Below are 12,253 nucleotides of genomic sequence, written 5' to 3' on the forward strand. Positions count from 1 at the left end.
CGCCTTCGACGAAACGCTGGCGGGCGATCACCAGGCGCTGCTGGGCCTGCAGGGCGTGGGCATCCATGGAGAGACCTTTTTATTGTGAGAGGGGCCGCCGGGGGGCGGCACCCACTGATCTATACCTCGACCGCGCGCCGTCAAGATCAGGCCCACGCCATCAGAACAACAGCAGTGCCCGCAGGTTGAGCCCCAGGTCTTCCTGGAAACCGCCCACCACCTTGACGTCTTGGGTCAGCTGGGCGCTGAGCTGGACCCGGCTGCCGACCATCTGCTGGAACTCAGCCCGCACTTGCTGCACCTCGGTTTTCTGGCCGTTGTAATCACCGTCCACGTACTGCTTGCCGCCTGTGCTGGTGCTGTAGCCCAGGGCCAGGCGTTGGGCCGGGTTGAAGTCGTAGCGCAGGTTGCCCTGCAACTGGTAGGTGGTGTCTTGCTTGAGGGTCTGGCTGGCGGCGCCGGCATCATTGTTGCGCCCGTAGAACACCGCGTCGGCGTAGAGCTCCATGGAGAACTTGCCCCACAGCGGCTCGACCCAGCCCAGTTGCAGGTCGCCCTTGAAGCGGTTTTCGCCCAGGTTCAACCCGTCGTTGCGGTCGTAGCGGCCCCAAGGCAGGTAGATCAGCGGGGTGATGCCCAGGTAACGCCCACTGGCCCCGGCGGCCGGTTGGTTGACCAGCCAGAAGGTGGCGCCGAGGATCGGGTCGGCCATGCCGCTGGCACTGCCCAGGGACTGGCCGGCAATGCGCGCGTCGTAAATATGACCGAAGGGCAGGAGGATCTGCGGGTCGACGGTCATGCCGCCGATCTCCATAAAGTGGATCAAGCGCAGGATGCTGATGTTGGATTTAAGGCCGGTGGCGTGGGTGCTGTCGGGGCCGCCGTCGGCGTTGAAGCGCTCGGCGCGGCCGTATTGCTGGTACCAGGCCGCGACGTTGGTGCCGGCGGGCAGGGCGGTGTAGTCACCGGCATTCACATCCACCGCCAGGGCGGGGGTCGAACTCAGGGCGAGCGCCAGCAGGCCCAGGGCATTGCGGGAAAGATTCGGCACGGGGGCATTCCTGTTTCTTGTTGTTATGGGGGGGTTATAGGGGGGTTGGTGATGGGCCTCGGTGTCAGGGCCGGAGCGCAGGGCGCTCCGGCGCGATCATTCAGCCGTTGATGCGGATGATGGGTTTGAGGGTCAGGCCTTTTTCACTGTCTTCGGCGGCCTGGTTGATCTGGTCGAAGCTGTAGAACTTCACCAGCTTGTCGAAGGGGAAGCGCCCTTGCAGGTAAAGCTCCACCAGCTCCGGGATGAACTTCTGCGGCACGCTGTCGCCTTCGACGATGCCGCGGATGCTCTTGCCCCCCAGCAGCAGGTCATTGACGTCGAACTCGGCCGTAGTGCCCAGGGCCGGCGCACCCACCACCCCCAGGGCGCCGCGGCTGCCCAGGGCGTCCACGGCCTGGCGCAGCACCGCCGGACGTCCAGTGGACTCCAGGGCGAAGTTGACCCCGCCGCCGGTGATCTCGCGGATCGCCGCCACCGGGTCGCTGTCGCGGCTGTTGATCACGTGGGTGGCCCCCAGCTCGCTGGCCAACTGCAGGCGCGACGGCACCACGTCCACGGCAATGATGATGCTGGCCCCGGCGACCCGCGCCGCGAGCACCGCACTCAGGCCCACCGCGCCGCCACCAAAGGCGGCGAAGCTGCTGCCGGGGGTGACCTTGAGCGAGTTGATCACCGCCCCGGCGCCGGTCTGGATTCCGCAGCCCAGCGGGCCGAGCAGTTCCAGGGGCGCGTCGCGGCTGACTTTGACCGCGTTGTTCTCCCGGCTCAGGGCCAGGGTGGCGAACGATGACTGGGCGAAAAAGTGGTCGTGCAGGCGTTCCCCGGCACTGTCTTGCAGGGCGTTTTCACCCTGAGGGTCGGCGCCACTGAAATTGCGCCCGAAGAATTCCTGGCAATAGGCGGTGTGGCCGCTGCCGCACGACAGGCAATGGCCGCAGTAGCCGTAGCTCATGACCACGTGATCGCCCACTTGCAGGCCCTTGACCAGCGGGCCGACGGCTTCCACTACGCCGGCGCCTTCATGGCCCAGCACCGCAGGCAGCGGCACCGGGTAGTACTGGTCGCGAACAATCATGTCGGTGTGGCACATGCCGGTGGCGACGATCCGCACCAGCACTTCATCGCCACGGGGGTTGCGAATCTGCGCGGCTTCAAGCACGAAGGGCGCGCCTTTGCCACGGGTAACGGCGGCAGTGATAGGACGGTAGACAGGGCTGCTCATTATTATTGTTCTCCAGGTTTTACAGGGGGTAGGCCGGGGCTTCACCTTTGACGGTGAGCCATTGCCATTGCGTGAATTCTTCCCAGTTGGCGGGGCCGCCGATGCTGGTGCCATTGCCCGAGGCGCCGACGCCGCCGAACGGGTTGATGACCTCGTCGTTGACCGTCTGGTCGTTGATGTGCAACAGGCCAACCCGCAGCTGTTCGCCAAGCTTCAGGGCACGACCGACGTCTTTCGACAGCACCGCTGCGGACAAGCCGTAATCGGTGGCATTGGCCAGGGCCACGGCGTCGGCGTCGCTGTCGAAGGGGATGACCACCGCCACCGGGCCGAAGATTTCTTCGTCGAAGGCCGGGTTGTCCCGCGTCACGCCGCTGAGCACCGTGGGCTGGAAGAACAGCCCCTCGTAGCCGCCGCCGGTTTCCAGGGTGGCGCCGGCCTGTTGTGCGGCCTGCACGGCCTGATAAGCGTGGTCGCGCTGGGCAGCGTTGATCAGTGGCCCCAGGTGCACCTCGCCCTGGGCCGGGTCACCTACCGTCAGGCTGCGGGCCTTGGTCACCAGGCGCTCAAGAAAGCGTTCATAGATCCCGCGTTGCACCAGCAGGCGCCCGGTGGACATGCAGATTTGCCCCTGGTGCAGGTACACACCCCAGGTGGCGTTGGCCAGGGCCAAGTCGAGGTCGGCGTCATCGAGGATGATCAGCGAGTTCTTGCCGCCCAGCTCCAGGGAGACTTTTTTCAAGTGACGCCCGGCGGCTTCACCGACTTTGCGCCCGGCACCGGTGGAGCCGGTGAACTGGATCATCGCCACATGGGGGTCGCTGGTCAGTGCCGCCCCGGCTTCGGCGCCACCGGGCAACACCTGGAACACACCGGCCGGCAGCCCGGCCAGCTCAAACAGCCGAGCCAGCACCAGGCCGCCGCAAACCGCGGTGCGCGGATCGGGCTTGAGCACCACCGCGTTGCCCGTGGCCAGGGCCGGGGCCACGGCGCGCATTGCCAGGTACAGCGGGAAGTTGAACGGCGAAATCACCCCAACCACCCCCAGCGGACGGCGCCGCGCCAAGCTCAGGCGCCCAGGCACCGAGGGCAGCACTTCGCCCTGGCTGCGCGACGGCAGGCCGGCACTTTCGTGCAGCGACTTGATGCTCAGGCTGACTTCAAAAGCGGCCTTGGGCCGGGTGGAGCCGCTTTCCCGCACCAGCCAGTCCACCAGGGTGTCGAAGTGCTGGGTGGCGATCTGGGCGGCGTTGCGGAAGATCGCCGCGCGCTCATCGTAGGGCTGTTGATACCAGGCGTGTTGGGCCGCCGCAGCGCGTTGCGTCGCAGCCGCCACCTGGGCCGCATCGGCATTGGCCACATGGCCCAGCAGATTGCCGGTGGCCGGCTCCAGCACCGCGGACACGGCGGCTGCGCCGGTGTCCCAGGTGCCGGTGAACAGGCGTTCGCTCCACAACTCGGTGGGCAGGAAGGGGGCAGGCAAGGTGTCGCGAGTCATCGGGTGTCTCCCTGTGTTCTTGGTCTTGTGTGTCGGGGGCCGCACGCGGCATCGATAGACAGGACATAGCAGGGGACGTGCCAGCTTTGCGACAGGCTGCAAACCGCGTATTTGCTGGGGGATGGTCGCAAGGGCGAGGGCGACTGTGCAGTTTCTGAACGCTTGTGCGGTGAACACTGTTCAGTGGCTGCACATATCAGCCTGGGTCGGCCACAGGCCCGGGGGTCAGCGGCGGAAACGCCGCGTGGTCGAGGGCGCCTCGCCATAGCGCTTCTTGTACTCCTGGGCAAAACGTCCCAGGTGGGCAAACCCCCATTTGAAGGCGATCTCGGTGACCGAGGCCTCAGGGCCCAGTTGGCTCAGTTCCAGGTGCACCTGCTCCAGGCGCAGGTTGCGCAGGTAGGCCATGGGCGTGGTGTCGCAGAAATCACGAAACCCGGCAAACAGGGTGCGTACGCTGACGCCCGCGTGTTCGGCCAACTGCTCGATGCTCAGCGGTTCGCCGGCATGGGCACGCATGTACTCCTCGGTGCGCTTGACGAAATAAGGCAGCAGCGCCTTGGGTTTGCCGGCGCATTCCAGCTGCGGCTGCAGGTTGTTGGGCTGGCCGTAGACCAGGGCATTGATCAGCACCGATTCGAACTGCTTGAGTACCAGGCTGTGGTGCAGCGGGTGCTGCGCCTGGGTGATGGCGTCCGCCAGCAGGGTGATCAATTGCAGGAAGTAGCCGCCACTGGCCTGGGTCAGGTCCAGTTCGGGGTGAAATTCCAGGGGGCTGTCCAGGACATGACCCAGGTGCTGGGCACAGTGATGCTCGACTTCACTGCGTTCGATACGCAGGGCCAGTTGCGGCGCGTCGGCCTCCCAGCACATGGACAGTGGCAGGTTGGGTGAAATCAGCGAGGCCTTGCTCGGGGAGGAAATGAAGTCCTGGCCGTTGCAGACAATCCGCGCCCGCCCGGCAATCGGCACCTGGATCAGGAAAAAGTCCTCCAGGCGGCCGGGGTCGATGGTCACCCGCGTGCCGTACTCCAGGCGGTTCAGGGACAGCCGGCCACGATGGATATGGTGCATGCGTGCGCTGATCTGCGCTGTGCTGCCGACGCAGCGCAACTCATGGATCTTGAACACGCTGCTGACCCCTTCACGGATCGCACTCAGGTCATTGAGCAGAAACAGCTGGTTGTCAGGGCGGAACAGCGACGCGCGCTCGAACGGGCTGTCGCCCAGCCCGGGGTTAAGAATCTGGCCCATGGTGACCTCTCTTGCATGCACGGTTTCAAGGCATGGCGCACCGCAGCGTTACCGCCTATTTGCAGGATCCGGATAGTCACTGCAGGTGGCGGATAGTCCCGGTGGCTGTGCGTTTCTTTTTGTGCCCTCAACGGGGCCTTGAACCTGATAAAGCAATCGCTGTGCCAGCGCCTGGTCCCCTGTTTACAAGGGGTTGGCGCCGCCAGGAGGGGATCGTCCCACGTTTGCCACAACTTCCTGCATCGCCCGGACAGACGTCGCATTCAGCGGATAGTCCGCCACGCTGAAGCTGCCCACTATCTGTCCCACGTTAGCCAAGCAGTGGAGAAGGGATATGAAAGGCCAGTATGTCAGCGTGCCAGATGGGTCCGGCGGTCAGTTCCAGGCGTACCTGGCGACCTCGGTGGACGGTAGCGGACCGGGCGTGGTGCTTTGCCAGGAAATTTTCGGCGTCAACCCGGCCATGCGTGAGGTCGCCGACCTGCTGGCCGAGGAGGGCTACAGCGTGCTGGTGCCGGACCTGTACTGGCGCCAAGAGCCGGGCGTGCAACTGGGCTACACCGAAGCCGACTTCGCCCGCGCCTATGCGCTGTATCAAGGCTTCGACGAAGCCCTGGGCGTGGCTGACATCCGTGCCAGCCTCAAGGCCCTGGCGCAACTGCCCCAGTGCAGCGGTGGTGCGCAAGGGGTGGTGGGTTACTGCCTGGGGGGCAAGCTGGCCTACCTGGCGGCCTGCCGCCTGCCGGAAGTGGCTTGTGCGGTCGGTTATTACGGGGTGGGCATCGAGCAGGCCCTGCAGGAAAGTGCTGGGGTCCAGGGACGTCTGATCCTGCACCTGGCCGAGCACGACCAGTTCTGCCCGGCCGAAGCCCGCAGCGCGATCCAGCAGGCCCTCGGCGACCGTCCCGGTGTCGAGCTGTACGTCTACCCCGGTGTCGACCATGCATTTGCCCGCCCCCAGGGGCACCACTACCACAAACCCTCGGCGTTGCTGGCCCACGAGCGCACCGTGGCCGGCCTGCGCCGGGTGCTGGGGCCGGACTACAACCTCTCGGCACTGTGGGATGAGCATGTAAGGCACGAGTTCGACACCCGGGACGTGCCCGCGACCATGGCCACCATGGTCGCCGAGCCCTACGTCAACCATATCCCGACCATGACCGGCGGAGTCGGCGCCCGCGAGCTGAGCCGCTTCTACCAGCACCATTTTGTCCACGGCAACCCCAAGGACATGGCCCTGACGCCGCTGTCGCGCACCGTCGGCGCCTCGCAGATCGTCGATGAATTCATCATGAGCTTCACCCACGACTGCGAAATCGACTGGATGCTGCCGGGCGTGGCCCCGACCGGACGCCAGGTGCAGATCCCCATGCTCGGGGTGGTCAAGTTTCGCGGACCCAAGCTCTACCACGAACACATCTACTGGGATCAGGCCAGCGTGCTGGTGCAGATCGGCCTGCTGGACCCCACCGGGTTGCCAGTGGCTGGGGTGCAGACCGCGCACAAGCTGCTGGATGAAAGCCTGCCGTCCAACACCTTGATGCCCCGTTGGGCCAGCAGCGCCGAGCCTTCGGCCTAAGGGGATGACCATGACTGCTTTGCACAACACCGTGCTGCACAACAAAGTCGCGGTGATCAGCGGCGGCGCGACCCTGATCGGCACCGCCGTGGCCCAGGCCTTGATCGACGCTGGGGCCTGGGTGGCCTTGCTCGACATCGACCGTGAAGCCGGGGTGGAAGCGGCGGCGCGACTCGGTGAACGGGCGGCGTTCTTTCACGTCGACCTCACCGATGACGGGCGTATCGCCCAGGCCCTGCAGGCAGTGCGCGCCGGGTTTGGCGGCGTCGACCTGTTGATCAACCTGGCCTGTACCTACAACGACCAGGGCCTGGCTTCCAGCCGTCAGGACTGGCTGCAAGCCCTGGACGTCAATCTGTTGTCGGCTGTGGCCCTGACTCAGGCGGTACACGACGACCTCAAGGCGCGCGTGGGGCGATCGTCAACTTCACCTCGATTTCCGCCAAGTGCGCCCAGACCGGGCGTTGGCTGTACCCGGTGTCCAAGGCGGCGATGCTCCAGCTGACCCGCTGCATGGCCATGGACCTGGCACCGGACGGCATTCGCGTCAACTCGGTGTCGCCGGGCTGGACCTGGTCCCGGGTGATTGCCCAGGCCAGTGGCGACAACCGAGAAAAGGCCGATGCGGTGGCCGCGTCCTACCACTTGCTGGGACGCCTGGGCGACCCCGCCGAAGTGGCCAATGTGGTGCTGTTTCTCTGCTCGCCGGCCGCCAGCTTTGTCACCGGCGCCGATTACGCCGTGGATGGCGGCTACTCGGTGATGGGCCCGGAACAGAACCTGCCGGCGATTGCGCGGCTTGCCGAATAACCCGTTTCATCATTCGGCAAGGCCCTGGGGCCTTGCCGGCGGCTGCATCGCTCATCGTCGCTTATCAGGAGAACAATCATGCGTCGTATCGCTATCGTCGGAGCCGGCCAGGCCGGTTTGCAACTCGCCCTGGGCCTGTTGGCCAAGGGCTACCAGGTAACACTGGCGACCAACCGCACCGGCGAAGACATTCGCCAGGGCAAGGTCATGTCCAGCCAGTGCATGTTCAACACCGCGCTGCAAAGCGAGCGCGACCTGGGGCTGAACTTCTGGGAAGACGCTTGCCCGGCGGTGGAAGGCATCGGCCTTTGCGTGCCCAACCCCGAGCAACCGGGGCAGCCGCTGTTCAGTTGGAGTACGCGCCTGGATCGCTACGCGCAATCGGTGGACCAGCGCCTGAAGATGCCGGCGTGGATGGAGGAGGTTGCCCGGCGTGGCGGCGAGGTGATTATCCAGGACGTCGGCGTTGCCGAGCTGGAACAACTGGCCGCCGGGCATGACCTGGTGCTGCTGGCAGCGGGCAAGGGCGAGATCGTCAACCTGTTCGCCAAGGACCCGGAGCGAACGCAGTTCCAGCAACCTCAACGGGCCCTGGCCCTGACGTACGTCAAGGGCATGCGGCCGTCGACGCCGTTTTCCCGGGTCAGCTTCAACCTGATCCCCGGGGTCGGCGAGTACTTCGTTTTCCCCAGCCTGACCACCAGCGGCCCTTGCGAAATCATGGTTTTCGAAGGCGTGCCCGGCGGGCCGATGGACTGCTGGCAGGGCATCACCTCGCCTGAGCAGCACCTGGAAAAAAGCCTGGAACTGGTGCGCCGCTACACCCCGTGGGAAGCCGAACGCTGCGATGCGTTGAGCCTGACCGACCCCCAGGGTTTCCTCTCCGGGCGCTTCACCCCAATGGTGCGCAAGCCGGTGCTGACCCTGCCGTCGGGCCGCCCGGTGTTCGGCATGGCCGACGCCTTGGTGGTCAACGACCCGATCACCGGCCAGGGTTCGAACAACGCCGCCAAGTGCAGCAAGGTCTACCTCGACGCGATCCTCGCCCGGGGCAGCCAGGCCTTCAGCCCTGACTGGATGCACGCCACCTTTGAGCAGTACTGGAGTTACGCCGGGCACGTGGTCAAGTGGACCAACACCCTGCTGACGCCGCCGCCCCAGCACCTGCTCGAACTGCTGGGCGCCGCCAGCCAGTCGCGGCCCCTGGCCTCGGCCATTGCCAACGGCTTCGACGACCCGCGAACCTTCGCCCCCTGGTGGTTCGACGCCCAGGCGTGCCAGGCGTTTATCCAGGAAAAAACCCGCCAGGCCGCTTGAGCCCTGGACGTTTGAGGAAATCATCATGAATGCATTGACTACCGGATCCCTCCAGCCAGCGCTGGTCAAGGCCGAAGACGGCGACCCCCGTGAACTGCGCAACCTGCTGGGGCAGTTCGCCACCGGCGTCACGGTGATCACCACCCGCACCGCCGACGGGCGCAACGTGGGCATGACCGCCAACTCGTTTTCCTCGGTATCCCTGGACCCGCCACTGGTGCTCTGGAGCCTGTCGCGCACGGCACCGAGCCTGGGCGATTACCTGGCCGCCAGCCATTTTGCGATCAACGTGCTGGGGGCCGAACAGCATGATTTGTCCGGGCGTTTTGCGCGGCCGGCGGCGGACAAGTTTGCGGGGGTCGATTTCACCCCAGGCCAGGCCGGCGTCCCGCTGCTGGACGGGGTGATTGCCACCCTGGTGTGCCGCAATGTGACCCAGTACGACGGCGGCGACCATTTGATTTTCCTCGGCCAGATCGAGCATTACCGGCACGGCCCGGGCGAGCCCCTGGTGTTCCATCGCGGCCAGTACCGGGTGGCCACCGCGCACCCGGCGCTGGCCGGTTGAGGGCCGTTTCGAGTCGTTGACCCTTCGGCCTTCGGGCCCTGGCAGTCGCCCCGTGCAGGGGCCCTGCGACCAGCGAAGCCACCAATCTTCGCCGGGCGTGGGGCACCGGCTCGGGGCGCTGTCGTTATGGGCTTCAGAGCACCCGCCGCACACAACTAATCGCGCCGCGCGGATAGCCGCCGCAGTGCGCGGATAGTGCCGTTTTCAGCGATTAAACATGATGAATCCGCCGTTGCGCAGCCTGCGCAATGGGCGATCCCTCGTGGGGAGGGCAGGGCGATCAGCCGTGCGAGACCAGGCGCTGTTCAACAGCGTGTTCATAGGCCTTGGAGCAAGTGGAGAGCGTGATGAAAACGAAAACAAGCAGGTTGTCGTTGTGGGTGCTCGGCAGTGGTCTATTGGCCACGCAAGCAGCCCAGGCCTACGACCTTCCGGTGGTCAACCTGGGGCTCACCAGTTTCCTCGACGGTGGCTTGCCGGCCGGACCCGGCTGGTACTTGCAGGAGTATTTCCAGGACTATCGCGCCGATCACCTGCGTGACAAGGACGGCAAGGCCTTGCCTTTACCCAAGCAGAGCCTGGACTACCAGGTGGCCGTGACTCAGTTGAGTTACCTGTCGAACCTGCGGGTGGGCAACGCCAGCCTGGGGCTCAATGCGGTGCTGCCGATCGTCACCCAGATGGACCTCAACGACGGCTTGGATAACGCCGTGCTGAAGGCCCAGAGCGGGGTCGGCGATCTGCTGATCGGTCCGTTCATCCAGTTCGACCCGGTGATGGGGCCCGACGGGCCACGCTTTGTGCAGCGCATCGAACTGCAGGTCAACCTGCCCTCCGGCAAGTACGACAACCGCCATGACGTCAACCCCGGGGCCAACGCCTGGTCGTTCAACCCCTATTGGGCCGCCACCTACTGGTTCACCCCGAAATGGACCGCCTCGGTGCGCGCCCACTACCTGTACAACGGCAAGAATTCCGACCCGGGTCCGGGCGCTGGCGGGGCGGATGAATTGCAGGCCGGCCAGGCCCTGCACGCCAACTTCGCCACCGATTACGCCATCACCCCGCAGCTGCGCCTGGGCATCAACGGCTACTGGCTCAAGCAGTTCACCGATAGCCGCCTGGACGGTCACGCCGTGTCCGGGCGTCGCGAGCAGGTCTGGGCGGTGGGCCCGGGGGCGATGTACAGCTTCTCCAAGGATGACCACCTGGTGCTCAACGCCTACTTCGAACAGGAGGTGGAAAACCGCCCTGACGGCAGCCGCTTGCAGGTGCGTTACATCCATCACTTTTAACCCCGGGGCTTGAACCTGCGGATTCAGGCAATGCCTTTGGTTTTGGCCCGCTCCCGAGCGGGCATTTTTTATTCCACCCAAGAGGAATCCCGATGCGTCCACAGCCTGCCTCGGCAGATCAAGCGGTACTGATCTGCCGGACCGACCTTCGCGGTCGGATCACCCATTGCAGCGAGGCCTTTGCCAAGGCCAGCGGCTACAGCGGCACCGAGTTGTTGCAGCAACCGGCCAGCCTGCTCAAGCACCCCGACATGCCGGCGCTGGTGTTCAGCCACCTGTGGCAGACCTTGCAACAGGGCCGACCCTGGATGGGCCTGCTGAAAAACCGCGCCCGGGACGGCGCCGGCTATTGGCTGAATGTCTACATCAAACCGGTGTATGGCGCCGAGGGCATACACGCCTATGGCGCAGTGTTCAGCCCAGCCAGCGCCACCCAGCAGGCCCGTGGGCAGCAGCTGTACCAAGGTTTGCACGGCGGCAGCGGCCTGTTGCGCTGGCGGCGGCGCCTGGCTCACCTGGTAGACGTCGGCTGGCCTGCCTTGCCCCTGGGGCTGCTGCTGACGACGGCACTGGGCCAGATGGCGCCGGGGGCCGCCCAAGGCGCCTTGGCGGTGACGGCATTGGCGGCTGTGGCCTGGGCCCGCGACTGGCAGGTGCAACGGCGCCTGCGGCTGGTGTTGGCTGGGCACCCGAAAGCTTTCGCCGAGCCGCTGACCGCCACGCTCTACAGCCAGGCCTCGGGCGCCGCCGCGTTGCTGGACATGGCCCTGGTGGCTGAGGAACGCCGCTTGTACAGCGCGCTGTCGCGGATCGGCAGCACCGGCGGGGTGATCCAGCAGCGGGTCCAGGAACTGGTGCAGTTGATTGGCACCGAGGCCGTGCGTCTGGAGCGGCAACGGGACGAAACCGACCTATCGGTGACGGCCCTCAGCGAGCTGGCGGCAACCATCCAGGAAGTGGCGGGCAACCTGCAGACCAGTAACCAGGCCACGCAACAGGCCCTGGGCCTGGCCGGGCAAGGGCAAGCACTGTCCAGCCAAAGCCTGGCCGGTATGCAGCGCCTGGGCCACTCGGTGGCGGACATCGCCCTGGCGGTCCAGCAACTGGCCACTGCTACCGAGGCCATTGGTTCGATCACCGAGATCATCAGTGCGATTGCCGGGCAGACCAACTTGCTGGCATTGAACGCAGCAATCGAGGCCGCCCGGGCCGGTGAGGCTGGGCGCGGGTTCAGCGTGGTGGCCGATGAAGTCCGCCAGTTGGCCACCCGCACCCAGGAAGCCACCTTGCAGATCCAGCCGCTGTTGCTGCAATTGCGCAACGCCACCGAGCGCACCGTGCAGCTCACCGAGGAAGGCCGAACCCTGGCCCGCCACAGCACCGATGAAGTGCAGTCGGTGCAGGGCAACCTGGCCGGGGTCAACGATGCCCTGAGCCAGATCGCCGGCATGAGCCAGCAGATCGCCGCGGCCATGGAGCAGCAATCCCAGGTGGTGGAAAGCCTGTCGCAGCAGGTGCTGCAGGTGGCCGAGCTGTCGGCCCAGAGCGCCGACAAGGCATTGACCGGCAAAGTCATCAGCCAGGACCTGCAAGCCCAGGCCCAGGCCCTGCGTGATCTGGCCGAACGTTTCGACCGCTGACGGGACCCGGGGCCGG

9 protein-coding genes and 1 pseudogene are annotated in these 12,253 nt (G+C 65.8%); 6 read left to right on the forward strand and 4 right to left on the reverse strand.

The window, feature by feature from the left end; translation table 11 throughout:
* Nucleotides 1-160 precede the first annotated feature (160 nt).
* The 4 genes from M1B35_RS13595 to M1B35_RS13610 all read right to left on the reverse strand — a co-directional run bounded on the left by M1B35_RS13595 (nucleotide 161) and on the right by M1B35_RS13610 (nucleotide 5,028).
* Nucleotides 161-1,051, reverse strand: coding sequence for a transporter (locus tag M1B35_RS13595; RefSeq protein WP_268262190.1), 891 nt, complete (start codon nucleotides 1,049-1,051; stop codon nucleotides 161-163).
* A gap of 100 nt (nucleotides 1,052-1,151) precedes the next feature.
* A complete protein-coding gene (locus M1B35_RS13600; RefSeq protein WP_123333062.1) occupies nucleotides 1,152-2,276 on the reverse strand; it encodes an NAD(P)-dependent alcohol dehydrogenase in 1,125 nt (374 codons plus the stop codon).
* Nucleotides 2,277-2,295: 19 nt separating this feature from the next.
* Nucleotides 2,296-3,774: a benzaldehyde dehydrogenase gene (locus M1B35_RS13605; protein ID WP_268262191.1), complete on the reverse strand. Its 1,479-nt coding sequence runs from the start codon at nucleotides 3,772-3,774 to the stop codon at nucleotides 2,296-2,298.
* A 225-nt stretch (nucleotides 3,775-3,999) separates the two neighbouring features.
* Entirely contained in the window at nucleotides 4,000-5,028 is a 1,029-nt protein-coding gene (locus M1B35_RS13610; RefSeq protein ID WP_268262192.1) for an AraC family transcriptional regulator, read from the reverse strand.
* Nucleotides 5,029-5,362: 334 nt separating this feature from the next.
* On the opposite strand from M1B35_RS13610, the gene M1B35_RS13615 reads away from it, so the two are divergent.
* The 6 genes and pseudogenes from M1B35_RS13615 (at nucleotide 5,363) to M1B35_RS13640 (ending at nucleotide 12,237) form a co-directional block, all read left to right on the forward strand.
* Nucleotides 5,363-6,607, forward strand: coding sequence for a dienelactone hydrolase family protein (locus M1B35_RS13615; protein WP_268262193.1), 1,245 nt, complete (start codon nucleotides 5,363-5,365; stop codon nucleotides 6,605-6,607).
* A 10-nt stretch (nucleotides 6,608-6,617) separates the two neighbouring features.
* Nucleotides 6,618-7,417: pseudogene (locus M1B35_RS13620) on the forward strand (SDR family oxidoreductase).
* Between the two features lie 78 nt (nucleotides 7,418-7,495).
* A complete protein-coding gene (locus M1B35_RS13625; RefSeq protein WP_268262194.1) occupies nucleotides 7,496-8,734 on the forward strand; it encodes a styrene monooxygenase/indole monooxygenase family protein in 1,239 nt (412 codons plus the stop codon).
* Between the two features lie 25 nt (nucleotides 8,735-8,759).
* Nucleotides 8,760-9,302 carry a flavin reductase family protein gene (locus M1B35_RS13630; RefSeq protein WP_123333074.1) on the forward strand — a complete coding sequence of 181 codons (543 nt, stop codon included), beginning with the start codon at nucleotides 8,760-8,762 and terminating at the stop codon, nucleotides 9,300-9,302.
* Between the two features lie 347 nt (nucleotides 9,303-9,649).
* A complete protein-coding gene (locus M1B35_RS13635) occupies nucleotides 9,650-10,597 on the forward strand; it encodes a SphA family protein (protein ID WP_268262195.1) in 948 nt (315 codons plus the stop codon).
* Nucleotides 10,598-10,689: 92 nt separating this feature from the next.
* Nucleotides 10,690-12,237 (forward strand): methyl-accepting chemotaxis protein, encoded by a 1,548-nt coding sequence (locus M1B35_RS13640; RefSeq protein WP_268262196.1) that lies wholly within the window; start codon nucleotides 10,690-10,692, stop codon nucleotides 12,235-12,237.
* The last annotated feature ends 16 nt before the right edge of the window (nucleotides 12,238-12,253 follow it).

Origin of the sequence: Pseudomonas morbosilactucae (genome assembly GCF_023241665.1) — a bacterium.
GTDB classification, from domain to species: Bacteria; Pseudomonadota; Gammaproteobacteria; order Pseudomonadales; family Pseudomonadaceae; genus Aquipseudomonas; species Aquipseudomonas morbosilactucae.

What these genes read in the sequence shown, in the direction of transcription:
- M1B35_RS13625 (WP_268262194.1), top strand. Translation starts at nt 7,496, where the DNA reads ATGCGTCGTATCGCTATCGTCGGAGCCGGCCAGGCCGGTTTGCAACTC.
- M1B35_RS13635 (WP_268262195.1), top strand. Translation starts at nt 9,650, where the DNA reads ATGAAAACGAAAACAAGCAGGTTGTCGTTGTGGGTGCTCGGCAGTGGT.
- M1B35_RS13615 (WP_268262193.1), top strand. Translation starts at nt 5,363, where the DNA reads ATGAAAGGCCAGTATGTCAGCGTGCCAGATGGGTCCGGCGGTCAGTTC.
- M1B35_RS13610 (WP_268262192.1), bottom strand. Translation starts at nt 5,028, where the DNA reads ATGGGCCAGATTCTTAACCCCGGGCTGGGCGACAGCCCGTTCGAGCGC.
- M1B35_RS13640 (WP_268262196.1), top strand. Translation starts at nt 10,690, where the DNA reads ATGCGTCCACAGCCTGCCTCGGCAGATCAAGCGGTACTGATCTGCCGG.
- M1B35_RS13600 (WP_123333062.1), bottom strand. Translation starts at nt 2,276, where the DNA reads ATGAGCAGCCCTGTCTACCGTCCTATCACTGCCGCCGTTACCCGTGGC.
- M1B35_RS13605 (WP_268262191.1), bottom strand. Translation starts at nt 3,774, where the DNA reads ATGACTCGCGACACCTTGCCTGCCCCCTTCCTGCCCACCGAGTTGTGG.
- M1B35_RS13630 (WP_123333074.1), top strand. Translation starts at nt 8,760, where the DNA reads ATGAATGCATTGACTACCGGATCCCTCCAGCCAGCGCTGGTCAAGGCC.